This window comes from Rhodomicrobium sp. R_RK_3 (assembly GCF_002198715.1).
In the GTDB taxonomy this organism is placed as follows: domain Bacteria; phylum Pseudomonadota; class Alphaproteobacteria; order Rhizobiales; family Rhodomicrobiaceae; genus R-RK-3.
In genome coordinates, this window is sequence record NZ_MWLK01000007.1 from 1 (window position 1) to 23897 (window position 23897).

20 protein-coding genes, 1 tRNA gene and 1 pseudogene are annotated in these 23897 nt (G+C 65.4%); 7 read left to right on the forward strand and 15 right to left on the reverse strand.

The features are described 5' to 3' along the window. Nucleotides 1-150: 150 nt before the first annotated feature. The 3 genes and pseudogenes from BLEFHOIH_RS03650 to BLEFHOIH_RS27155 all read right to left on the reverse strand — a co-directional run. Nucleotides 151-870, reverse strand: a complete 720-nt coding sequence (locus tag BLEFHOIH_RS03650) for a ribonuclease activity regulator RraA (RefSeq protein ID WP_170936982.1) — start codon at nucleotides 868-870, stop codon at nucleotides 151-153. A 12-nt stretch (nucleotides 871-882) separates the two neighbouring features. Next, nucleotides 883-2616 carry an L-arabinonate dehydratase gene (gene araD / locus BLEFHOIH_RS03655; protein WP_088343160.1) on the reverse strand — a complete coding sequence of 578 codons (1734 nt, stop codon included), beginning with the start codon at nucleotides 2614-2616 and terminating at the stop codon, nucleotides 883-885. Nucleotides 2617-2638: 22 nt separating this feature from the next. Next, nucleotides 2639-2756 (reverse strand): annotated as a pseudogene (locus BLEFHOIH_RS27155) (ABC transporter permease); the annotation flags it as partial. 108 nt (nucleotides 2757-2864) lie between these two features. Between BLEFHOIH_RS27155 and BLEFHOIH_RS03660 the strand changes: the two are divergent. Beyond that, entirely contained in the window at nucleotides 2865-3575 is a 711-nt protein-coding gene (locus tag BLEFHOIH_RS03660; RefSeq protein WP_088343161.1) for a GntR family transcriptional regulator, read from the forward strand. Between the two features lie 48 nt (nucleotides 3576-3623). Here BLEFHOIH_RS03660 and pobA read toward each other — a convergent pair whose 3' ends face one another. Next, entirely contained in the window at nucleotides 3624-4799 is a 1176-nt protein-coding gene (gene pobA, locus BLEFHOIH_RS03665; protein WP_088343162.1) for a 4-hydroxybenzoate 3-monooxygenase, read from the reverse strand. 122 nt (nucleotides 4800-4921) lie between these two features. Here pobA and pcaH point away from each other — a divergent pair, with 122 nt between their 5' ends. The 4 genes from pcaH to BLEFHOIH_RS03685 all read left to right on the forward strand — a co-directional run bounded on the left by pcaH (nucleotide 4922) and on the right by BLEFHOIH_RS03685 (nucleotide 9203). After that, on the forward strand, nucleotides 4922-5626 hold the full coding sequence (pcaH, locus tag BLEFHOIH_RS03670; protein WP_088343163.1) for a protocatechuate 3,4-dioxygenase subunit beta: 705 nt from the start codon (nucleotides 4922-4924) through the stop codon (nucleotides 5624-5626). Between the two features lie 2 nt (nucleotides 5627-5628). Next, nucleotides 5629-6204 (forward strand): protocatechuate 3,4-dioxygenase subunit alpha, encoded by a 576-nt coding sequence (gene pcaG / locus BLEFHOIH_RS03675; protein ID WP_088343164.1) that lies wholly within the window; start codon nucleotides 5629-5631, stop codon nucleotides 6202-6204. A gap of 6 nt (nucleotides 6205-6210) precedes the next feature. Next, a complete protein-coding gene (pcaB, locus tag BLEFHOIH_RS03680) occupies nucleotides 6211-7581 on the forward strand; it encodes a 3-carboxy-cis,cis-muconate cycloisomerase (protein ID WP_088343165.1) in 1371 nt (456 codons plus the stop codon). 350 nt (nucleotides 7582-7931) lie between these two features. Next, nucleotides 7932-9203 (forward strand): S8 family serine peptidase, encoded by a 1272-nt coding sequence (locus BLEFHOIH_RS03685; RefSeq protein ID WP_210191695.1) that lies wholly within the window; start codon nucleotides 7932-7934, stop codon nucleotides 9201-9203. Nucleotides 9204-9300: 97 nt separating this feature from the next. On the opposite strand, the gene BLEFHOIH_RS03690 is transcribed toward BLEFHOIH_RS03685, so the two are convergent. The 3 genes from BLEFHOIH_RS03690 to BLEFHOIH_RS03700 all read right to left on the reverse strand — a co-directional run bounded on the left by BLEFHOIH_RS03690 (nucleotide 9301) and on the right by BLEFHOIH_RS03700 (nucleotide 13892). Continuing rightward, on the reverse strand, nucleotides 9301-11346 hold the full coding sequence (locus BLEFHOIH_RS03690) for an elongation factor G (RefSeq protein ID WP_088343166.1): 2046 nt from the start codon (nucleotides 11344-11346) through the stop codon (nucleotides 9301-9303). A 142-nt stretch (nucleotides 11347-11488) separates the two neighbouring features. Next, complete coding sequence (nadC, locus tag BLEFHOIH_RS03695) at nucleotides 11489-12334, reverse strand: carboxylating nicotinate-nucleotide diphosphorylase (protein WP_088343167.1); 846 nt, start codon at nucleotides 12332-12334, stop codon at nucleotides 11489-11491. 4 nt (nucleotides 12335-12338) lie between these two features. Beyond that, nucleotides 12339-13892, reverse strand: a complete 1554-nt coding sequence (locus BLEFHOIH_RS03700; RefSeq protein ID WP_245296859.1) for an L-aspartate oxidase — start codon at nucleotides 13890-13892, stop codon at nucleotides 12339-12341. A gap of 244 nt (nucleotides 13893-14136) precedes the next feature. On the opposite strand from BLEFHOIH_RS03700, the gene BLEFHOIH_RS26070 reads away from it, so the two are divergent. Both BLEFHOIH_RS26070 and BLEFHOIH_RS03705 read left to right on the forward strand, forming a co-directional pair. Next, nucleotides 14137-14670, forward strand: coding sequence for a hypothetical protein (locus BLEFHOIH_RS26070; RefSeq protein ID WP_125461567.1), 534 nt, complete (start codon nucleotides 14137-14139; stop codon nucleotides 14668-14670). A 118-nt stretch (nucleotides 14671-14788) separates the two neighbouring features. Beyond that, a tRNA-Pro gene (locus BLEFHOIH_RS03705) sits at nucleotides 14789-14888 on the forward strand. Between the two features lie 96 nt (nucleotides 14889-14984). On the opposite strand, the gene BLEFHOIH_RS03710 is transcribed toward BLEFHOIH_RS03705, so the two are convergent. From BLEFHOIH_RS03710 to BLEFHOIH_RS03740, 8 genes are all read right to left on the reverse strand, one after another. Further along, a complete protein-coding gene (locus tag BLEFHOIH_RS03710; protein ID WP_088343185.1) occupies nucleotides 14985-16004 on the reverse strand; it encodes an NADP-dependent oxidoreductase in 1020 nt (339 codons plus the stop codon). A 201-nt stretch (nucleotides 16005-16205) separates the two neighbouring features. After that, nucleotides 16206-17450, reverse strand: coding sequence for an alpha/beta fold hydrolase (locus tag BLEFHOIH_RS03715; protein WP_088343169.1), 1245 nt, complete (start codon nucleotides 17448-17450; stop codon nucleotides 16206-16208). 186 nt (nucleotides 17451-17636) lie between these two features. After that, the gene (locus BLEFHOIH_RS03720) at nucleotides 17637-18839 is read right to left on the reverse strand and encodes a hypothetical protein (protein WP_088343170.1); all 1203 of its coding nucleotides are present in this window, start codon (nucleotides 18837-18839) and stop codon (nucleotides 17637-17639) included. 245 nt (nucleotides 18840-19084) lie between these two features. Beyond that, nucleotides 19085-19480, reverse strand: a complete 396-nt coding sequence (locus BLEFHOIH_RS26075) for a hypothetical protein (protein ID WP_125461568.1) — start codon at nucleotides 19478-19480, stop codon at nucleotides 19085-19087. 51 nt (nucleotides 19481-19531) lie between these two features. Further along, a complete protein-coding gene (locus BLEFHOIH_RS03725; RefSeq protein WP_125461569.1) occupies nucleotides 19532-20038 on the reverse strand; it encodes a hypothetical protein in 507 nt (168 codons plus the stop codon). Between the two features lie 124 nt (nucleotides 20039-20162). Beyond that, nucleotides 20163-22412, reverse strand: a complete 2250-nt coding sequence (gene parC / locus BLEFHOIH_RS03730) for a DNA topoisomerase IV subunit A (protein WP_088343172.1) — start codon at nucleotides 22410-22412, stop codon at nucleotides 20163-20165. A gap of 67 nt (nucleotides 22413-22479) precedes the next feature. Further along, nucleotides 22480-22935, reverse strand: a complete 456-nt coding sequence (locus tag BLEFHOIH_RS03735; RefSeq protein ID WP_088343173.1) for a toll/interleukin-1 receptor domain-containing protein — start codon at nucleotides 22933-22935, stop codon at nucleotides 22480-22482. A 533-nt stretch (nucleotides 22936-23468) separates the two neighbouring features. Next, the gene (locus BLEFHOIH_RS03740) at nucleotides 23469-23885 is read right to left on the reverse strand and encodes a potassium channel family protein (protein WP_088343174.1); all 417 of its coding nucleotides are present in this window, start codon (nucleotides 23883-23885) and stop codon (nucleotides 23469-23471) included. Nucleotides 23886-23897 lie beyond the last annotated feature (12 nt).

Consider the following 23897-nt stretch of genomic DNA (forward strand, 5'->3'; position numbering starts at 1 on the left):
GCGGCAAGTGGAGAGGCGAGTGGGCCCCGGCTCTAACGGCCGGGGCGAAGGAATCGAAGTTTTGCAAAGGTCTTCCATGGGAGAGGGAGCTCGGCTGCGGCTTGGTTTACTTGCGAGAGTTGTTCCGGTTAAACCGCTCCCAAGTATTTCTTACCGACCGTTCGCACTGCGCCAAGCCGCGAAATCCACCTTGGTCTGCTCGTCCGTCGCCGGGTAGAGGCCGAGGATCGACTTGCCGGCTTGCACCTGCTCGGTGACGAAATCCTCGAACGCTGTCATCTCGAAGGCTTCGGCGGCGATCTCTTCGGCCATATGCGCCGGGATAACCACCACGCCCTCGCCGTCGCCGACGATGATGTCGCCCGGCCAGACCGGCGCATCGCCGCAGCCGATGGGGACGTTGATGTCGAGCGCCTGATGCACGGTGAGATTGGTCGGCGCGGAGGGGCGGTGGTGGTAGGACGGGATGCTGAGCTGCGCGATCTCCGGCGAGTCGCGGAAGCCGCCGTCGGTGACGACGCCCGCGACGCCGCGCTTCATCAGCCGCGTCACCAGGATGCTGCCGGCGGATGCGGCGCGCGCGTCCTTGCGGCTGTCGATCACCATCACCGCGCCGGGCGGGCATTCCTCGATGGCCTTGCGCTGCGGATGGGCGCGGTCGAGGAAGACGCCGATGGGGTTGAGGTCTTCGCGCGCCGGGATGTAGCGCAGCGTATAGGCGGGGCCGACCATGTTGCCGAGCGCCGGATTGAGCGGGCGCACATCCTGGATGAACTGGTTGCGGAGGCCGCGCTTGAACAGCGCCGTGCAGATGGTGGCGGTGCTGACGGCCTTCAGCTTGTCGCGGGTCTCGGGGCTCAGTTCGGTCATCAGATCCTCCGCTCAGTAGATGGAAGGCTCGCCGACGGGCGCGCCGAAACCGGTTTCCAGGAAATCGAAATCGCAGCCCTCATGCGCCTGGGCGATATGCCGGGTGAACATCCAGCCATAGCCGCGCTCGTAGCGGGGCGGCGGCGCGGTCCAGGCGGCGCGCCGGCGGGCCAGTTCCTCCTCCGGGACATCGAGGCTGATGGTGCGGGCGTCGACATCGAGGCTGACGAGGTCGCCGGTGCGCACCAGCGCCAGCGGGCCCCCGATATAGGCTTCCGGCGAGACATGCAGGATGCAGGCGCCGTAGCTGGTGCCGCTCATGCGGGCGTCGGACAGCCGCACCATGTCGCGCACGCCCTGCTTCACCAGCTTGACCGGGATCGGCAGCATCCCCCATTCGGGCATTCCCGGGCCGCCCTGCGGACCGGCATTGCGCAGCACCAGCACATGGTCCGCCGTGACATCGAGATTTTCATCCTCGATGGCCGCCTTCATCGACGGGTAATCGTCGAAAACCAGCGCCGGGCCGGTATGTTTTAGGAAGCGCGGATCGCAGGCACTCGGCTTGATGACGCAGCCGTCGGGGGCGAGATTGCCCTTCAGCACGGCCAGCGCCCCCTCGGCATAGATCGGGTTGGCGAGCGGGCGGATCACGTCGTCATTATAGACCTCGGCCGCCGCGATGTTTTCGCCGAGCGTCTTGCCCGTCACCGTCATCGCGCCGAGATGCAGATGATCCCGCATTTGCGACATCAGCCCCGGCAAGCCGCCGGCATAGAAGAAATCCTCCATCAGATAGGCGTCGCCGCTCGGCCGGACATTGGCCAGCACCGGCACCACCCGGCTCGCCGCCTCGAAATCGTCGAGGCCGATGCTCTGCCCGGCCCGGCGCGCCTGGGCGATCAGGTGGATGATGGCATTGGTCGAGCAGCCCATCGCCATGGCGACGGCGATGCCGTTGAGGAACGCCTCGCGCGTCTGGATCTTTGACGGCGTCAGCTCCTCCCACACCATCTCGACGATGCGCCGCCCGCATTCCGCGCTCATGCGGATGTGGCCCGAATCCGCTGCCGGGATCGAGGAGGCGCCCGGCAGCGTCATGCCGATGGCCTCGGCGATGGCGGTCATGGTGCTGGCGGTGCCCATGGTCATGCAGGTGCCGTAGCTGCGGGCGATGCCGCCCTCGATGGCGAGCCATTCGGCATCGGAAATATTCCCGGCGCGGCGCTCGTCCCAATATTTCCAGGCGTCCGAGCCCGAGCCGAGGATCTTTCCCTTCCAATTGCCGCGCAGCATCGGTCCGGCGGGCAGATAGATGGCGGGCAGGCCGGCGCTGGTCGCGCCCATCAGCAGGGCAGGTGTGGTCTTGTCGCAGCCGCCCATCAGCACGACGCCGTCGATGGGGTGCGAGCGGATCAGCTCCTCGACATCCATGGCGAGCAGGTTGCGGTAAAGCATCGTGGTCGGCTTGACATATTGCTCGGCGAGCGACAGCGCCGGCAGTTCGACGGGAAAGCCGCCGGCCTGCAGCACGCCCCGCTTCACATCCTCGACGCGGCTCTTGAAATGGGCATGGCAGGGATTGATGTCCGACCATGTGTTGAGGATGGCGATGACCGGGCGGCCGACCCAGTCGGCGGGCGCGTAGCCCATCTGCATGATGCGCGAGCGGTGGCCGAAGCTCCTGAGGTCGTCGGGCGCGAACCAGCGGGCGCTGCGGAGCGTGTCCGGTGTTTTTCGTGTCATTGCGGCAGCCTATGGCGCGGTTTCAACTGTGCAGGCCCCATTTGCGGATGGTTTTCCGCTGGATGGTGCGGAAAATCAGGTTCTCGACCTCGAGGCCGATGACGAGTGACGGTGAGCAACTCCGCGAGTACCGCCGGAAGAGCCTATTGGTGATCGGCCGTTTTCGGCTGTCTATAATGTACTAATACATTAGTGCGCTATTTGGCAAGGGCTGATATGATCAAATGATAGCCAACGGGATTCTACCGATGCCGCAATTTTCTCCGATTTCGCGCACGGCGCCGAGTCCGCGCCTCGACCGCGACCGGCAGGCCGCGCCGCAGGTTTTCGAGCGGCTGCGGGAAGCGATCACCGCGCTCGAGCTGACGCCGGGGACGGTGCTGTCGCGAACCGAAATCGCCGCGCAATTCGGCATCAGCCAGACGCCGGTGCGCGACGCGCTGATGCGGCTCGACAAGGAGGGGCTGGTCGAGATCTATCCGCAGCACGCGACCGTCGTCAGCCCGATCGACGTCAATCACGCCGAGCAGGCGCATTTCCTGCGGCGCTCGCTGGAGCTGGAGATCGTCCGCACGCTGGCGCTGGACACGCCGCCGACGCTCGCCGCCAGCCTCACCGGGGCGATTGCGCAGCAGGAAGCGGCCGCCCGCGTGGAGGATTTCGAGACCTTTTCGGCCATGGACCGGCTGTTCCATCGGACGCTGTACGAGGCCGCGGGCATGAGCGAACTCTGGCTCCTGGTGCGCAGCCGCAGCGGCCATATCGACCGCCTGCGCCGCCTGCATCTGCCCACCCCCGGCAAGGCGCAAGAGATCCTGCACGACCACCAGCGCATCCTCGCCGCGATTATCTCCGGCAACGCCGTCGAGGCGCAGGACCACCTGCGCGACCACCTCTCCGGCACGCTGGCGCATGTGGCCCAGATCCGCGCGGCCTATCCGGCTTATATCCGAGGGTAGCATGCTTCAACGTCCCGGACGGCATGGAAGACGCTGCGGCAAGAGGGCTCAAACGCTCAGCGGCAGCCCAACATAATTCTCCGCCAGACTGCGCGCCGCTGCGCGCGAACTCGTCACATAGGACAGCTCGGCAAGCTGGATCTGGCGGTCGAACTCGGTGGAGGCGTCGAAGCGGTGCAGCATCGCCGTCATCCACCAGGAGAAGCGCTGCACCCTCCAGGTCCGCTCGAGGCAGGTCGCGGAATAGGCGTCGAGCAGCGCGGTGCGGCCGGCGCGATAGAACGAGGCCAGCGCCTTCGCCAGCACCCGCACGTCGGCGACGGCGAGGTTGAGGCCCTTCGCGCCGGTCGGCGGCACGATATGCGCGGCGTCGCCCGCCAGATACAGCCGCCCGTAACGCATCGGCTCGACCACGACGCTGCGCAGCGGCGTGATTCCCCTTTGCAGGATCGGCCCCTCTGCGACGCGCCAGCCCGCATCGGTCTCCAGCCGCCGGTGCAACTCATCCCAGATCCGCTCGTCCGGCCAGTCGGCGATGTCCTCGTCGGCCCGGCATTGCAAATAGAGCCGCGTCAGCTCGGGCGAGCGCATCGAGTAGAGCGCAAAACCGCGCTCATGATTGGCGTAGACCAGCTCGTCGCTGGTGGCGGGCGCGTCGGCGAGGATGCCGAGCCAGGCGAAAGTGTAAGTCCGCTCGAAAATCCGCAGCACGCCGGGTGGGATCGAAGGGCGGCAGACACCGTGATAGCCATCGCAGCCCGCGATGAAATCGCACACGATTTCCTGGTCTTGCCCGTCTTTCCGGTAGCGGATGACCGGCCGCTCGCTGTCGAGATCGTAGACGCTGGTCTCCTCCACCTCGAACACGATATCCGCGCCCGCACGCGTCCGCGCATCGAGCAGGTCCTTCACCACCTCATGCTGGCCGTAGATGGTGACGCTGTGGCCGGTAAGCTGTTCGAAATCGATTGCATGGCGGGCGCCGCCGAAGGAGAGATGGATGCCGCGATGCACCAGCCCCTCGCGAGCGAGCCGCTCGCCGAGCCCGCTTTCGACCAGCGTGTCGACCGTGCCCTGCTCCAGCACGCCGGCGCGGATGCGCGCCTCGACATGGGCGCGGCTGCGGCTCTCGACGATCACCGAGCCGATGCCGGCAAGATGCAGCAAATGCGACAGGAGCAGCCCGGCCGGGCCCGCCCCCACAATCCCGACCTGCGTCCGCACCGTCCCCCTCCCATGCCCTTTTTTCGATCATAGCGCGTTTATGGCAAGCCCGCGACGGGCTGTCGCAAATCGCCGCCGCTTCCCTTACACTTGGCCAAAACGGCCAAGGGGAGGTGCCGAAAATGTCCCAGCCGCCGGCCTATCGCCGCGAACAGCCGGGCAGCCAGCCCGCGTCGCATTCGCCTGGCTACGTCTCGACCATCGCCCGCTCGCCGCGCCAGCCGCTGGTGATCCTGCCGCACACGTTGTCGGAGATCACCGGGCCGGTCTACGGCCATGCCCGCATCGGTCCGCTCGACGCCGACCTGACCCGCCAGCATGAGGGCGAACCGCTGGGCGAGCGCATCATCGTCTCGGGCCGGGTGCTTGACGAGAACGGCCGCCCGCAACCGGGGACGCTGGTGGAGCTGTGGCAGGCAAACAGCGCCGGGCGCTACATCCATGTCCGCGACCAGCACCCCGCGCCGCTTGACCCCAATTTCACGGGCGCGGGCCGGACGGTGACCGACGAAAACGGCGTCTACCGCTTCGTCACCATCAAGCCGGGCGCCTATCCCTGGCGCAACCACCCGAACGCCTGGCGGCCGCCGCACATTCATTTCTCGGTCTTCGGCCCGAGCTTCGTCACCCGGCTGGTGACGCAGATGTATTTTCCCGGCGACCCGCTGCTTGCCTTCGACCCGATCTACAATTCGGTCGCCGATCCGAAGGCCGCCGCGCGGATGATCTCGCAATTCGATCTGGCGACGACCGTGCCCGACTGGGCGCTCGGCTACCGCTTCGACATCGTTCTGCGCGGGCGCGACGCCACCCCCATGGAGGCTTGAGCATGGCCGAGACGCCTTTGGTCGAAACACCGTGGCAGACGGTCGGGCCGTTCTTCCATTACGCCCTGCCCTTCGAAGGCGGCGAGCGGCTGGCGACAGGCGCCACGCCCGGCACCCATATCATCGTCGAAGGCCGGCTGCTCGACGCGGACGGCGCGGCGGTGCCCGACGGGCTGATCGAAATCTGGCAGGCCAACGCCGCCGGCCGCTACAGCCATCCCGAGGACAGCCAGGACAAGCCGCTCGATCCCGATTTCGATGGCTTTGGCCGCACGCCGACCGATGAGGAGGGATGGTTCCGCTTCTACACGGTCAAGCCGGGCGCCGTACCCGGCCGCGACAACGCCCCGCAAGCGCCGCATATCTGCATCTCGGTGATGGGACGCGGCATCCTCCGCCGGCTGGTGACGCGGCTTTATTTCGCCGACGAGGCAGCCAATGCCTATGATCCGGTGTTGGGTCTGGTGCCGGAGGAGCGGCGCGCGACATTGATCGCCGCGCCCGGTGGTGATGGCACCACCTACCGGCTGGACATCCGTTTGCAGGGCGACAATGAAACCGTGTTTTTCGACATTTAGCGCACGATGAGCTGGCCCGCTTCATCCGCGACGCTCGGCCCGTTCTTCGGCTCCGAGGCGATGGCCGCGATCTTCTCCGACCGCGCCCGCATTCAGGCCATGCTCGACGTCGAGGCGGCGCTGGCGCGGGCTGAGGCGGCTTGCGGGATCATCCCGGCGAGCGCGGTTGGCCCGATCGCCGAAATGGCGGATGCCGGGCGCTTCGACCTTGAGGCGCTGGGGCGCGAGGCGCTGAACAGCGGCAATCTCGCCGTGCCGCTGGTGAAGCATCTGACGGCGCTGGTCGCCGGGGGCGATGCTGAGGCCGCGCGCTGGGTGCATTGGGGCTCGACCAGCCAGGACATCGCCGATACCGGCCTCGTGCTGCAAATGCGGCGCGGTTTCGCGCTGATCGATCGCCAGCTCACGCAGCTCTGCGACCGACTGGCAGATCTGGCCGAAGCGCACGCCGCAACGCCGATGATCGCCCGCACGCTGATGCAACAGGCCATCCCGACGACGCTCGGGCTGAAGCTCGCCGGATGGCTGTCCGGGCTAAGCCGCGCGCGGGACCGGCTGAGCGAAATCGCGCCGCGCGTGCTGGTGCTGCAATGCGGCGGGGCGGCAGGAAATCTCGCCGCGCTGCATCCGGATGGGCCAAAGCTGGCCGATGGGCTCGGCGCGGCACTCGGCCTGCCAGTCCCGGACCTGCCCTGGCACACACAGCGCGACCGCGTCGCGGAAGCGGGCTGCGGCCTAGCCCTGACCCTCGGCTGTCTCGGCAAGCTCGGCCGCGACCTGTCGCTGATGGCGCAGACCGAGATCGGCGAATTCCGCGAGCCGGGCGGCGACGGCCGCGGCGGCTCCTCCGCCATGCCGCATAAGGCGAATCCCGTCGCCTGCGCCCGCATCATCGCCGCCGCCACCCGCGCGCCCGGCCTCGCTGCGACGCTGCTCTCCGTGATGGACCAGGAGCATGAGCGCGGCCTCGGAGGCTGGCAGGCCGAATGGGAGGTTTTGCCGGAGTTGTTCCGGCTGACGAGCGGCGCGCTCGAAGCGGCCCTGTTACTGGCGGCGCACGGCACGTTCGACCCTGACAGGCTGGCCGCCAATCTCGGGCTGACGCGCGGCCTCGTCATGGCGGAAGCCGCCGCCATTGCGCTCGGCCGCAAGGCCGGCAAGGCCGAGGCGCACCGGCTGATCGGCCGCGCCTCGCAAAAGGCGATGGCTGAGCACATCCACCTGCGCGATGCTCTCGCCGCCGACCCCGACATCGCCCCGCATATCACCGCCGCCGAACGCGACGCCCTGTTCGCCCCCGAAAACCATCTCGGCGCCGCCCCCGAGCTGACCTTGCGCGCCGTCGCCGCCTATCGCTCAAAGAGAGAAGGCCGTTAAATCCAACACGCATTTCCGCGTGCGGATAAGCGACATCCAGAATTGACAATTTATCCGCGTTCGCCTTTTCTGATGGCCGTTAAGCGAGACGTCATTTTCTACCGAACGGATCCTCGGCGCTCCGGCTTTTTCCGCCTCGAGCGTGCCGCGTCAGCGAGCTGACAGGCGGCTGCCGGGTATCCGCCGCCCAGCCTTCCGGCGCGAATTGATCGCCCGGGCGGCACATTGCTTGTGGCACTGACGGGGAGTTCACCGCGGCTGGCGAGGCTAGCGGCTGAGATTACCTTCATTTGTTCCACGCCGGACGCATCCGGCGGCGTTTTCACAAGCCGTAACCCAAGGAGATTGCCATGCAAAAATATACTATTCTCCGCGATATGAACCGCGGAACCTCCCGCCGCTCGGCCGCCCGTTCCCGCTCAGCGCCGGGCGACATCACCTTCGAGGCAACCCGCGGCGCCGGGGCGTCGGCGCCGGACGAGCTGCCCACGCCGCAGATCGAAACCGCCTCGGCGACCGAGCGCGAGGCGCTGGACCTCGCCAATGATCCGGAGGTCGCCAGCGTCGCCCGCGTCATGCCGACCGTGCTGCTTGCCCCTGTCACGCTCGATGCCAACGGCGCCGCCCCGCTCGCCAACAATGCGAGCTGGGGCATCGTGGCTGTCGGCGCGGACGCCACACCCTTCACCGGCAAGGGCGCCAGCGTCTGCGTGCTCGACACCGGCATCGATGCCAGCCATCCCGCCTTCGCCGGCGTCACCCTCAACAAGCGCGACTTTACCACCGGTGCCACGGAAGGCGAGCCCGTGGACGCCGCGCCCGGCTGGGACGGCAACGGGCATGGCAGCCATTGCGCCGGCACGATCCTTGGCCGCGATGTCGAGGGCACCCGCATCGGCGTGGCGCGCGGCGTGAAGAAGGCCATGATCGGCAAAGTGCTCGGCGACGATGGCAGCGGCACCACCGACATGCTGTTCTCGGGACTGCAATGGGCAATCGGCAAAGGCGTCGATGTGGTTTCGATGTCGATCGGCTTCGACTTCCCCGGCCTCGTCGAGCGGCGCGTCCAGGACGGGCTGTCCGCGCGGCAGGCGGCCTCCGATGCGCTCGTCGCCTATCGCGCCAATCTGCGCCTGTTCGATGCGCTGATGAGCATGGTGCGCGCCCGCGCCGAATTCGATGAGGGCACGGTGATCGTTGCGGCCTCCGGCAATGAGAGCAATCGCGCCAGGGACATCCGCATCGCCGTCTCGATCCCGGCGGCGGCCGATGGCATGGTCTCGGTCGGCGCCCTGGCGCAGAAGGCCGGCAAGCACGAAGCGGCGTTCTTCTCCAACACCATGCCTGTCGTCTCGGCGCCGGGCGTGGCGATCCGTTCGGCCAAGAGCGGCGGCGGACTCATCGACATGAACGGCACCAGCATGGCGACCCCGCATGTCGCCGGCATCGCCGCGCTGTGGTGGGAGCATTTGCGCGCGCGGTCGCCCGACGGCAAGGCGGCGGCGGCTGACGTGGTCATGCGCATGACGGCGACCGCCCGTCGCGACGATGTGTTCGCCGGTCCGTACGACAAATTCGATTACGGCGCCGGTCTGGTCAGCGTGCCGCAAGCGGGCATGTGAGCACGCACCCGGCGGCGCATAGGCAGGCGCCGCCGGACTCTGTTACGTTGAGGCAAGCCGTGTATGCAGGAAGGCCGGAGCGAACGCGCCTAAAAGCCTACGCCGCCACCGAATTATGCGCCAGCACCTGATCCGCCAGCTTGCCCGTCAGCTCGGCCAGATGGTCGAACTCGGAGGTAAAGCTTGCGCTGCCGGCCGTCGCCGAACGCAGTTCGATGATGACATCCTGCATTTCTGCGTCCGGGATGTGCGCATGGACTAGATCCCAGCCCGGCCAGCCGGGGCGCGCGTCGAAACCCAGGATCTGGCCCCGCCGGGCGGAGACGATGCCGTTAATGCGGGCGGTCGACTCCGACGGGACGGCGATCTTCACCGCCATGATCGGCTCCAGCAGCACCGGCGCGCATTTCGGCATGCCCTCGGCCATCGCCAGACGCCCCGCCGCGCGGAACGCCATGTCCGAGGAATCCACCGTGTGATATGAGCCGTCCTTCAGGCAAACCGCCACATCCACGACGGGGAAGCCCAGCGGCCCTGACGTCAGGAAATCGCGCACGCCGATCTCGACCGACGGGATGTACTGCCTCGGCACCGAGCCGCCGGCGATCTGCTCGGTGAAGGCGAAGCCGGAGCCGCGCGGCAGCGGACGGATCTCGATCACCACATCGCCGAACTGGCCATGGCCGCCGCTCTGCTTCTTGTGCCGGCCGCGGATCTCGATGTCCTGGCGGATGCTCTCCTTATAGGGGATCTGGCGCTGGCGCGTCTCAGCCGCCACGCCGAAGCGGCGCTGCAATTGCTTCAAAGCGATGCGCAGATGCATTTCGCCCTGGCCCCAGAAAACCATTTCGCCGGTTTCCTTATTGTGGACCAGCGACAGCGAGGGGTCTTCGTCGATCAACTTGTGCAGCGAGGCGGCGAGCTTCACCTCGTCTTTGCGTTCGGCGGCGGCGAGCGCCAGCCCATAGACGGGATGCGGCGGCTTCGGCGCATCGATCTGCGGCATGGCGCTCTTGCCGGCGGTCAGCGTTTCGCCGGTCGCAACGCCTTCGAGGCGGCCGAGCGCGATGACGTCGCCGGCCTGCCCCGCGCCGCATTTCCTCGGCTCCTGACCGTGCAAGGTGAACACGCCAGCCGCCCGCTCCTCGCCGCGCGATCCGGCGACCATGGTGCCGTCGCCGAACGCGCCGCTGAAAATCCGCATCAAGGAGAGCTTGCCCGCATGGGCCGTGTGGTAGGTCTTGAACACATGCGCGCAGGACGCCTGCCCGCCGACGCCCAGACGGCGCGCGGTCGCATCGGCGAAGGGCGCCTCGTGCCGCAGCGCCTTGAGCAGCCGCGTTACGCCATTGCCGCGCTCGGCGCAGCCCAGCAGCACCGGGCAGATCTTGCCCTCCTTCAGCTCCTGGCGCAGGTCATCGAACACCCGGTCGCGCGGCGGCTCGATGTCGCCCAGCAGCGCTTCCATCAGCTCGTCATCGTAATCGGCGAGCTTTTCCAGCATCGAGAAGCGGGCCTCGGCCTCGCGCTCGGTCAAATCGGCGGGGATGGCCATGACTTCGCTCGGCGCGTGCTCGCGGTAGACGAAGGCGCGCTCCAGGGCCAGATCGACGAAGCCGGTGCAGATGCCATCCTTGCGGATCGGGATCTGGCGCAGCACCAGCGGCAGCGTGCTCGCGGGCTGGATCATCGGGAGAATATCGCGGATCGGCAATTCAAGCTTGTCGATCTTATTGAGGAAGAGGAAATGCGGAATGCCGCGGTCGGTCAGTTGCTTCAGCGTCAATTGCAGCGCGGGGATTTTCTTCTCATCCGCCTCGCAGACCACCACGGCCGCGTCGCACACCGTCAGCGCCGACTGCATCTGAAACTGGAATTCGATCGAGCCGGGGCAATCGATGAAGATGAACTTGTCGCCGAGAAAGCTGACTTCGGCCAGATTGGGCTCGATGCTCATGGCGTGCGCGCGGGCTTCGGGCGAGTTGTCGCCGACACTGTTGCCCGCGGCGATCGAGCCCTGGCGGTTGATCGCGCCCGTTCGCGCCAAAAACGCTTCAAGAAGAGTCGTCTTGCCGCTCAAATACGGCCCGACCAGTGCAATGCAGCGGGTACTTCTGCCAGCTAGACCGCCAGACTCTCCCATAATTTACCTCCCTAAAATTATCACCATTTTGTTGCGAGCGCGCGGATAGCACGCCTGAATTGCATATGGTGAACCCGGAGCAGCGGGTTGGCAAGGGGGCGTCAGGATGAATACTTGGACATGCGCATGGTTATTGGGACGGTTAGCTCGGAAAATCCAGGCCGAGATCGAGAGTCGGCGAGGAATGGGTCAGCGCGCCGGAAGAGATCAAGTCGACGCCGGTTTCCGCGATGCCGCGCGCCGAGGCGAGCGAAACGCCGCCCGAGGCTTCGAGAATGACGCGGCCGCCCGCCATGGCGACGGCCCGGCGCAGCTCGTCGAGGCTCATATTGTCGAGCAGCACGGCGTCGACCTTGTGCCGCAGCGCCTCTTCGAGCTGGTCCAGCCGGTCGACCTCGACCTCGATCTTGACCAGATGCCCGGCGCCCCGCCGCGCCCGCTCGATGGCCGCGCCGATGCCGCCAGCCGCCGCGATGTGATTGTCCTTGATCAGCACCGCGTCGAACAGGCCGAAACGATGGTTCATGCCGTCGCCCATGCGCACCGCGTATTTCTCGAAGGCACGCAGCCCGGGCGTGGTTTTGCGGGTGCAGCAGATATGCGCGCTGGTGCCGGCGATGGCCTCGGCGAAGGCGCGGGTATGGGTGGCGATGCCGCTGAGATGGCCGAGAAAATTCAGCGCGATGCGCTCGGCGGTGAGGATGGCGCGGGTGCTCCCCTGGATCTCGGCGATCACCGCGCCGGCCCCCGCATCCTCACCATCGGCAATGGCGACGCGGAAGCCGATGTCCGGATCGAGGCGGCGGAAGGCGGCTTCGGCGAGCGGCAGCCCGGCGATGCGGCCCGGCTTGCGGGCGGCGAGCAGGGCGCTGGTCGTCGCCTCCGCCGGGATGATGGCGTTGGTGGTGATGTCGCCCGCGAGGCCGAGATCTTCGGCGAAGGCGGCATCGAGCGCCGGGGCGATCAGGTGGGTCGGAAAGCCGCTCATGACGTCAGTAGCCTCCCAGAATATCGGCCGACAGCGCCAGCACTGCTGATTGCGTCGCCATGCTGCGGCGCGCCTGCGGGCCGGTCTCGGGGAAATCCGAACGGTAATGGCTGCCCCGGCTTTCCTCGCGCAGCATCGCGCAGACCGTCATGAAGCGTGCGGCTTCCGTCATGTTCGCGAGCGGCGAAGCAGGCGGCAGCTTGGCCCGCATCGCCTCGATGAAATGCAGCGCCGTGACAAGGCTCTCCGCCGAGCGCACCACGCCGACATGCGCCGTCATGATCTCCTGCAGCGCCGCGACCGCCCCCGCATCGAGGCTCGCCGCATAGGCCGGCCCATCTTCCGAAGCATCGCCCGGCGCAGGCGCGGCCTCCAGCCCGGCAATATCCTCCGCCGCGCGCGCCGCCATCACCACCGCCTCGAGCAGCGAGTTCGATGCCAAGCGGTTCGCGCCGTGCAGGCCGGTCGAGGCCGCCTCGCCGATCGCCCACAGGCCAGGAAGACTGCTGCGCGCATTCGCGTCGGTCGCCACGCCGCCCATATAATAATGCGCCGCCGGGGCGATCGGGATCGGCTCGATCGCGGGCGCGATGCCGGCCGCCGCACAGGCCGCGTAGACGGTCGGGAAATGCTCGGCCATCCCCGCGCCGAGCGCGCCGCGACAATCGAGAAATGCCCCGCGCCCGCTTGCCCGCTCGATCTGGACCGCCCGCGCCACCACATCGCGCGGCGCCAGCTCCGCCTCCGGATGCATGGCCAGCATGAAGCGCTCGCCCGCGCTGTTGACGAGCGTCGCGCCTTCGCCGCGCAAGGCTTCGGTGGCGAGCGGCGCTGGATGCTTGCCGATGTCGAGTGCGGTCGGGTGGAACTGGACGAATTCGGCGTCCGCGACCACTGCGCCGGCTCGCGCCGCCATGGCGATGCCGTCGCCGCGCGCCTCGGGCGGGTTGGTGGTGAGCGTGAAGAGCTGGCCGATGCCGCCGGTCGCCAACACCACCGCGCGGGCTGGCAGATAGTCCGGCTGAACGAAGCCCGCCCCGGCCGAGGGCGCGCAGAACACGCCGGTGACCCGGCCATCCGCCAGCGCCAGCTCGACCGCCGCCATCTCCTCCAGCACCGTGATCGAGGGCGTGTTCCGCGCGGTTGTGATGAGCGCGGCCATGATCGCCTTGCCCGCCTGATCGCCGCGCACGCCGATCACCCGCCGCGCGCTGTGCGCCGCCTCGCGTGACTGCCGCAGCCGGCCTTCGAGGTCCCGGTCGAAGGGCACGCCGTAGCGCAGCAGGTCCTCGATGCGGGCGGGGCCTTCTCCAACGATGAGGCGCACCATGGCCAGGTCGCAGAGCCCGGCGCCGGCGCGGATGGTATCGGCCGCGTGCTGCTCAAAACTGTCGCCCTGCCCTATCGCAACGGCGATGCCCGCCTGCGCCCAAGCGCTCGACGCGCCTTCGCCCAGGGGCCGCGGGGTGACAATGGTGACGGGGGTCGGGGCGAGCCGGAGCGCCGCGAACAGACCCGCGAGGCCGCCGCCGATGATGATGACGGTTGGGTCGGGCACGGGGCTCCTGGGGCGCGGGGCGGCGAGGATGAGTGACATGAGGTGCGACGCGGCTTGTGCTGTGGAAGTTGCGGGGTGGGAGAGTAGCACAAGATGGGGGTGGGGGGTGTCTTGCATTTAGGACCGCACCTGACGTCAGTACAGCCAGCTTACTGGCACCTCAGTGGAAAACGGCTGAATTCCAACAAGCCCGCGTTGACGCCAACCCCACACCGAGATAAAAGCCTGAATCAGAGGTTCGAACATGTCTGAGATACCCCTTGATACCCTCATAGCCCACCTGAAAAAGAAACTTGAGGCCAACCCCATTTATCAGGAAATCAGGTCCCATGAGGTAGAAGCGGCCAGACTCAGAACACAACTTGAAGCTGACGCCATTTTTCAAGAGCTAAAGCTCTGGGAGGAGACAAGGGCCAGACTCTTAGCGATCCGCGGGAGTAATTCGCCCAAAGAGGAGTCGGCTGGGACTATTCCGGAACGCCGTGGTGGGCCAAGAGGGCGTATCAGTATTATGGCGGCAGTCCACGAAGCTCTAAAAGCGGCAAACCACCCCCTGACAACCAATCAACTCTTGGAGAGGGTACCTATATTTGGAGCTGAAATGAGCGGAACGGACAAAAAGGCAAACCTAGTTTCCCAGTTATCGGGCATGAAAACGACATTAGCTAAACAGCTAATAAGTGTGAAATGGAATGGAAATTCAACGTGGTGGTTCCGGGACCGACCGCTACCGTTCGCTCCGCACATTCCGCCAAATGCCTCCAATCAGGGAGGGTAGAATCGAACCGCCATAGCAAACGGCCTTCCCGCCTGCATGAGAATTCCTGATGCAGTCGGCAGCCCTCATCGGAGGGCATGGGGATCGTAGGAGCTATCCCACGATCCCTCCTCAGCTAGCCCCTGTGGCGAAACAAGTAGACGCGGCGGCTTTGGAAGCCGATGGACCGGCCGTAGGAAGCCATGCGGTCCGTGCGGGTGCAAATCCCGCCAGGGGCAGAATTTCTGTTTACTATCGCGCGACTCCCTCGTCAAGGCGTCGCGCTTGCACGTTGTCAATAAGAATTTGATGGCACAACAACTGGTACACGCGTTCTATTCCCCAACCCGCACCACAACCTTCCCAAAATTATCCCCTCGCAGCATGCCGACGAACGCCTCGGGCGCTTTCTCCAGCCCGTCGACCACATGCTCACGATATTTGATCCTTCCCTCGCGCAGCCAGCCGCCGACATCCCTCAGGAAATCCCCGTATTGCGCGTTGAAATCTGAGACGATGAAGCCCTGGATGCGCAAGCGCTTGGTCAGGATCATGCGCATGAGCTGCGGCAGGCGATCCGGTCCGTCAGGGACCCGCGTGTCGTTGTAATGGGCGACTAGGCCGCAGAGCGGAATGCGCGCGAAATCGTTGAGCAGCGGCAGCACCGCGTCGCGCACCGCGCCGCCGACATTTTCGAAATAGATGTCGATGCCGTCGGGGCAGGCGGCGCGGAGGTCGTCCGCCAATTGCGGGGAGCGGCGGTCGATGACGGCGTCGAAGCCGAGCTCGTCCTTGAGATAGGCGAGCTTGTCGGCGCCCGCGATGCCGACCGCACGGCAGCCCTTGATCCTGGCGATCTGGCCGACCGTCGCGCCGACCGGCCCGGCCGCCGCGGCGACCACCAGCGTCTCGCCGGCCTTCGGCTGGCCGATATTGAGCAGGCCGGTATAGGCGGTCATGCCGGGCATGCCGAGCACGCCGAGCGCGGTCGTCACCGGCGCGGCGGTCGGGTCGATCTTGATCAGCCCCTCGCCATTGGCAACGGCGTAATCCTGCCAGCCGCCAAAGGCCGAGACGAGATCGCCGGGCGCCAGTTTGGGATGGTGGGAGCGGATCACCTCGCTGACCGTGCCGCCACCGAGCGGCGCGCCGATCTCAAACCCTTTGGCGTAGGATTTCGCCACGCTCATCCGCCCGCGCATATAGGGATCGAGCGAGAGATAGCGGTTGCGCAGCAGCACCTGCCCCTCGCCGGGCTCCGGGATTGCGCTCTCGGCATAGGCAAAATTGGTCGGCACCGGCTCGCCTTCAGGCCGGGATGCAAAGATGATTTGCCGGTTCTTACCGTCAAGCATGGGGGTTCCTCCGCCGCCCGCGCGATTCATGCCGCCGGGCATTCTTTCGATGCATAAAGTCTAATGCATTCGCGGAGGGCGAGCCAGATCGGTGAACCCGCAGGCGCTCATACCTGCGAAGGTTTGAGGGGCAATGTTTGCGCCTCGCGTTGCGTCATTCTGCTTGCGCAGGAAGAGCAAAGCCGACGGCGCGCACCGGCGCTATCTCGCCGATGGCTCCAGCTTGGTCACCACCTTGGCGCCTTTTTCCAGCGTGCGATGGACGGGGCAGCGTTCGGCGATGGCGGTAAGGCTTTGCCGCTGCTCTTCGGTCAGGTCGCCGGTGAGGCGCAAGGTGCGGTCGAAATGGTCGATGCGGGCGGCGTCGTTCTTCTCGCAATCGAGACAGTCGGCCATATGCCGCTTTTCGTGCGAAACCAGCACCTCGACATGATCGAGCGGGATGTTCTTGCGGTCGGCATAGAGGCGGATGGTCATCGAGGTGCAGGCGCCGAGGCCGGCAGCGACGAGATCATAGGGCGTCGGCCCGGTAGCGCCGCCGCCGACACTGGCGGGCTCGTCGGCGAGAAAGCGCTGGCCGCCGGCATTGACCTCCTGCTGCAGCCGGCTCGCCCCGGTCTCCGAGACGCTGACATGGCCTTCGGCGGTGGCCTCCGGCGCCGTCTTCGCGCTGGCAGCATCCGCCCCGATATAGCGCGACGCCCAGGCGCTCAGCACATCGGCGACATAGATGGCGTCCTCGCGGCGGCTGAGCAGATGGTCGGCGCCGTCGAGCGAGATGAAGCTTTTCGGGTGCTTTGCCGCCAGGAAGATGGCGCTGGCATTCTCGATGCCGACTGTCGCGTCGGTCGGCGCGTGGAAGATCAGCAGCGCCTTGTGCATTGTGGCGATGCGGTGATGGAAGCTGGCCGCTTCGAGATCGTCGAGCAACTGCTTCTTAATGCGGAATTGCCGGCCCGCGAGCGTGACTTCGGCCTCGCCCGTCGCGCGGATCTGATCGACATGCGCGGCAAAATGGGTGATGGCATGCGCTGCATCCGAGGGCGCGGCGATGGTCGCGACCGCCTTCACCTCGGGAATGTCGCCGGCAGCGGCCAGCACCGCCGCGCCGCCGAGACTATGGCCGATCAGCACTTCCGGCGCCTGGCCTTGCGCGCGCAGATAGTCGGCGGCGGCGAGCAGGTCCTGGACGTTTGAAGAGAAATTGGTGTTGCCGAAATCGCCCTCGCTCATGCCGAGCCCGGTGAAATCGAAGCGCAGCACGGCGATACCGCGATCGGCCAGCTCGCGCGCGATCCGCGAGGCGGCGAAGACGTCCTTCGAGCAGGTGAAGCAATGGGCGAAAATCGCGGTGGCTTTGGCCGGGCCGGTCGGACGCTCGAGGCGCGCGGCAAGGAGATGGCCTTGCGAGCCGGGGAACATGATCTTTTCGGACAGAGCGGGCATCGTCGTCTCCTCGATCCGCGCGCGAGGGGATGTCCCACCGGCGCTGAATTTCGCTAAGAGATAATGCCGGGAGAGGCGGTTGCCAAAATCATATCTTCGGGGTGGCTGTGACTGATCCCTTCGCCGCGCAAAGGAAAAGGGCCGCCCCGAAGGACGGCCCCCAAAATTCGGCTGACTTAAGCCAAATTAGAACTTGATGCGCGAGCCGAGCAGGACGGTCGTCAGATCTTCGTTCGGTGCGGTCGGGCCGGCGCTGCCGTCTTCGAAGCTCCAGAAGTTGGCCTGGGCATAAAGTTCCAGAGCCGCGCTGTCGACCTTCTGCACGACGCCGAAGCCCCAACGTTCCGCTTCGCTGCTGACGCTGGTCAGAAGCTCGTCGTTGTACTTGCCATACTCACCATAGACGGTCGTAGAGCCGTACGACAGGAACTTCTTCTCGATGCCCAGCTGACCGTACCAGAAGTCACCAGCGTCATCGCCGTCGACTTCACGATTACCTGCAGCAAACGCGCCATAAATGCCCGTGGGGACATGCATGACGGAGATAGATCCGTTCACGATCTCGAACTCGTCTCCGGAGTCGACAGCGCTCTTGCCTTCGAAATTCTGATAGGCAACAGCTGCTGCGATACGGATCGAGTTCCACTCTTTCTTGAAGCGGATGGCCGCATCGTAATAGTCGTTGTCACCCCAGCTGGCAGACACGATGAACCCGTAGATCGACGGAGAGTCGTAACGGATTACGTCTTCGCGACCACCATCGAAGGACCCCGCATAACCTTGGTTAAACGAGCCGGTAGCGGAAGGCAGGCTGCTGCCGGAAAGACGCTTGTCGGAGCCGACGCGGATCGCGTTACCGATAAAGACCGACGCGTTGCTGATCGAGTTTCCGAGAACAACTTCAGCAGCGCCGTCAGCCGAGGTCGACTGCTGGCCGAGAGTGACGCGACCGAACTGCTCGCTCTCGATGTACAGGTTGTTCATGCGGATGGTGATTTCGTCATCCGGATCGTCGTTGGTCGCCGAAACCTTGTCCGAAGCGGCGTCCTGGTAGTCCAGCTCGATGTTGAAGCCGGCTTTCCAGCCCGGCTTGATCGAAGCTTCGCCCTTGAAGCCGAAGCGGCTGCCCGAGGTGTCGTTGTCGACGATGAATGCATCAGATTCGACGCCGTTGTCGAAGAACAGCAACGCCTTGTTGACCTGGCCGTAGACCTGCAGCGAAACGACGCGGTTGCCCTTGCGAGCAGCGGTGGCTTCGAGTTCAGCAACGCGCTCTTCAAGGTCGTCGACGCCCTTGCTGCCGAGGTCGGCAGCTTTCGCCGATGTCACCGCTGCGCCGAGCAGCGCGCCGGCTGCTACGACCAAAGCAAAGCGACTGGTCATCTTCATGGATCCCCCAATCATCTCTATCTCCAAACAGCCCCAGGCGTTAGACCTGCAAGGCCAGCCCAATCACAGAGACGCCTACACTTCCGCGCCGGAAGCCTCTGTCATCCAAGTCAGCCAGCTGAAACCCCATGGTGCTGACGACCCAAATTCTGCATCCCTAGAGCCAGCTTTTCGTCCCATCGGCTCGTTGGGCTTACCTATTGTTTGTTAGAGCAAACGCCTTTAACGGACAACAACAACCCCGCTCAGCGCCTGAATCCAACAGCGTCTTGTGGCTGAATCGCCACGAAAGTCACAGTATTTCCCGTTGAAGTTGCTGATAAATACATGGCTACAACCATTTGGTGTGTCACAGATACACGAACGATTAACAGACTGGCGCGGACAGACTCGATAATTTCAAGCTGTTCCCGACGATGATCAGTCGGCGCGGGCCGATTCTCCCGGCCTGTCGGGCGCAAGAGCAAAGCCGCCCCGGCCCCGGCCAACTCTTCGCTCTCCGCCAGGCGCCGCCCGCCCTGCATTTGAATGCAATGCAATATTCGCGCAGATTTACTGAGAGCGTTGGAAAACACTTCTGCTTTCATTGCAAAAGCTTCGGCCACCCGCCGGAAATACGTATAGTCCGTGAGAATTCGCACCGTTATCCGCCCCCAAAGCCAGCGGGATGTTTTGGGATATGTGGAATCCCGTCAATGTTCCGCTTTGGCCTGCCGCGCCACATCGAGCGCGCCATCGACCTTGCCGAGCATGTAGCTCCATTTGGCGCGGGTGTTCTCGACCACGGTCCCCATCAGCGCCCGCAGCTCGGCGAGCATGGCGCAATGCGGGTCGCCGTCCGAGCCGCCGATCGAGGCGGCGGCACCGGCAAGCGCCGGCGCCGCCGCCGCTCCGGCACCGAGCTGAGGGATCTTGCCGAGCAGCGCCTTGTTGCTTTCGTCGAAAGCGGCGATGCGGCTGTCCTGCACGTAAGGCGTGGCATTGGTCACGTAATCGGCGTCGGACCAGCCTTGCCGGGTCTTCAAAAGCGTAAGCTTTTCCTGGAAGATTTTCTTCTGGGCATCATTCATCGACGCGAGTTCCGCGCCGACCTGGCCCACCACCGCCGCGAAAGCCTCACGGCCGCATTCCGCGGCTTCGGCCCCCGCCGCCATCATCGGAAAAAACAGGAATGCCGCAGCGCCTGCCCGTAAACGCATGCTTCCCCACTAAAGCCGCCACGCCGGCGGTCTCCATCGAAACGGAGACCCACCCGCGCACCCATCGGCATCTGGTAAAGATTAAAAATCGTTAACGGTCAGAATAATCGGAACTGTTGCCGAATTATGGCGTGACGAGGCCGGTTATGCCGAAACGGTTGATTCTGGGGAAACCTTTGGGGACGGTGGCCCCGGCCTGGGCGCGGTGGCCCTGCCATTCGGCCAGCTCCGTGAAGCTGCGCACGCGCGGCCCGTCCTGCCAGCGCAGACCCTCGGCGAGACGGAACACCGTGATGTCGGCGAGGCCGCCATCGCGCAATTTCTGCAGGCGCACGCCCCGCCCGCGACTCATCTCATTGACCTCATCCAGCGGAAACACAAGCATTTTCCGGTTGTCGCCGACGCAGGCAACGGTGTCGCCATCGGCCGCCACGCAGGCAACCGCCATGTCCGGCGCGGCGACCGACATGATCTGCTTGCCCTTGCGGGTCTGCGCCACGACCTCGTCCTCGGTGACGATGAAGCCATTGCCGGATTTGGAGGCCACCAGCAATTTCCGCCCCGGCTTGTGGACAAACAGATCGACGATCTCGCTCGACTCCTCGAGGTCGATCATCAGCCGCACCGGCTCGCCATGGCCCCGGCCGCCCGGCAGCGCCGACGCCTCCAAGGTGAAGAATTTCCCGTTCGAGGCAAACAGCACCAGCTTGTCGGTGGACTGGCCGCGCATCGCCCGGCGGAGGCCGTCGCCGGCCTTGAATTGCAGCTTGTCGAGATCTTCCTGGTGGCCCTTCAGGGCGCGTATCCAGCCCTTCTCCGACAGCACGATGGTCACCGGCTCCTTCTCGACCAGCGACTGCTCGATGCTGACGTCGATGTCGGGCACCTCGTCGAAGCTGGTGCGGCGGCGGCCGATCTCGGTGGATTTGCCGAAACGCTTCTTGGTCTCGGTGATCTGCTTGGAGATCCGGTTCCATTGCTTGGCATCGGAGCCGAGCAGCGCGACCAGTTCGGATTTTTCGGCGGTGAGCTTTTCATGCTCGCCGCGAATTTCGATTTCCTCCAGCTTGCGCAAGGCGCGCAGCCGCATGTTGAGGATCGCCTCGGCCTGCACATCCGTCAGGCTGAAGGTGCTCATCAGCACCTGCTTGGGCTCGTCCTCCTGGCGGATGATGCGGATCACCTCATCCAGATTGAGGTAAGCGACGAGATAGCCTTCGAGCACTTCCAGCCGGTGCTCGATCTGCTTCAGCCGGTGCTCCGAGCGCCGCTTCAGCACCACCTTGCGATGCGCCAGCCATTCGGTCAGCGCCTCGGACAGGCCCAGCACCACCGGCACCTGGCCCCGGCTCAGCACGTTCATGTTGAGCGGGAAGCGGATTTCCAGATCGGTCAGCCGGAACATCTGCTCCATCAGCACCATGGCGTCGACGGTGCGGGCGCGCGGCTCCAGCACCAGCCGGATGTCCTCGGCGGATTCGTCGCGCACATCGGCGAGCAGCGGCAGGCGCTTGGCTTCCAGGAGTTCGGCGATCTTCTCGATCAGGCGTGATTTCTGCACCTGATAGGGAATCTCGGTGATGACGATGGAATAGGTGCCGCGCCCGTTGTCTTCCTTGGTCCAGCGGGCGCGCAAACGGAAGCCGCCTCGCCCGGTGCGGTAGGATTCGACGATCGAGGCGCGGTCCTCCACCAGGATGCCGCCGGTCGGGAAATCCGGGCCGGGCACGAAGTCGATCAGCTTGCTGGCGGGCGCGCCGGGATTGTGGATGAGGTAAAGCGCGGCGTCGCACAGTTCCTCGGCATTATGCGGCGGGATCGAAGTCGCCATGCCGACGGCGATGCCGGAGGAGCCGTTCGCCAAGAGATTGGGGAAATCGGCGGGAAGGACGATCGGCTCCTTCTCCTCGCCATCATAGGTGTCGCGGAAATCGACCGCGTCCTCATCGATGCCGTCCAGCAAAGCGGCGGCGATCGGGGTCAGCTTGGCTTCGGTATATCGCATGGCGGCGGCATTATCGCCGTCGACATTGCCGAAATTGCCCTGGCCGTCGACCAGCGGATAGCGCTGGGCAAAGCCTTGCGCGAGACGCACCAGGGCGTCGTAGACCGACTGGTCGCCATGCGGATGATATTTACCGATGACGTCGCCGACGACGCGGGCGCATTTCTTGAAGCCGCCCTCGGGGTCGAGCCGCAATTGCCGCATGGCGTGCAAAAGCCGCCTGTGGACGGGCTTCAGCCCGTCGCGCACATCGGGCAGCGCGCGATGCATGATGGTCGACAGGGCGTATGCGAGATAGCGCTCTTCCAGCGCCTCACGCAGATTGACCGGCTCGATCGGGGCCGGTTCGAGAATCGTATCGTCGGACATGGGCGGAAGGTAGCGGGAGTCGGCGGAAGGTCAAGCGGGAAGGCCGGGCGGCCCTCCACCCGATCCACTACATGACGGCGATCAGGAAGAGGACTCCCAGAGCGGCGATCAAGCCCGAGAAGACCAGGATGGGGTCCCATTGCGGCGTCGGCACCGGCGGGGTGATTTTCGTCACTCCCAGGACTTGCAGCGCCGCGTCGATGGCGTCGGTGTCCTCGTGCAGGATGATATTTGTCCCGGCAGCCGCGGGAATTTTCGAACGGTCGGTCGCCCGCAGCCGGACGGAGACCTGTTTGGCCTGAACGGCTGCAAGGCCGATCAGATGCTTCATGTCGCCGTCATTCACACTGGCTGGCGACCAAATGAAGATGAATGCGCTTGCTTTGCTGATCGCGGCGTCGTCCGGGATCGGGAAGGGGATGTGCGTTCGCGGGGCGACGTCATAATCCAGCCGCTTCAGCCGGTCGGCGAGGTCGACCGCCGCTTCGTGATCGGCTGCGACGTAGGCAATATGAATCGGCATTATGCCCCCTTGCGACAACACTTTTGCTTGGGCAGCGGGACGAAAACTTCGAGCCGGACCAGATTAGGCGGAACCACCGCGACCGCCAACCCAATCCGCAGGTCGAGCGGGATCTTTTGGGCGGAAGCATCGCGCCTCGGCTTGCCGCCGCCCTACCCTCTCCAAGGGGAGAGGGTGGCACGCGAAGCGTGCCGGGTGAGGGGTTGCAGACTCGACGGCTGGCTCACGAACCCCTCACCCCCGCCCTCTCCCAAGGGAGAGGGAGTCCGGCTGCGGAGTGGAAGGGCTGCCCCCATATCCGGGTCTCTAAAGCGATCATGCTTTGGCGAGCATCGGCATTAGCAACTGAAACCTCTGCAAATAACATAGCCTCCCCCGCCGTCGTCCCGGACGCCGCGAAGCGGTGAGCCGGGACCCAATCATCGATCCGCGGGCACTGCGGCAAGCGGAGAGGCGAGTAGGCCCCGGCTCTGACGGCCGGGGCGACGGAGAGAGATTTGCAGAGCCGGTCGGCTTCAAGGGCTGCGGGTGCGTCAGTTCCGCCGGAATCGCGCCAGGAAATCCATCAGAACCGCCGTCGTCAGGCCGAAGATCAGGAGGCCGTTTGCCCCCATCAGGCCGGACAGGATGCGCCATTCCTTCTCCAACACGATATCGCCGAAACCGATCGTCGTGAAGGAGACCAGGGCGAAATAGACGGCGGGCTCGACGTCCCGGACGGCCCCCACCGCGATCAGGCAGAAAGCCCAGAGCCAGACGCAGACGCTGATCGAGGCGAGCAGCAGGAGCGTCATGCCGACCAGCAGCCCGATGAAGCGGAACATTCCGGCGCGCTTGCCCGGCCAGATCTGCTCGCGCCGCAAGCCCCATTCGGCGGCGGCGGTGAAGCTGACATGGATGATGATGGTCAGCGAAATCATCGCCGAGCCGATGAGGAATTGCAGGGGCATTGGCGGGGCCGC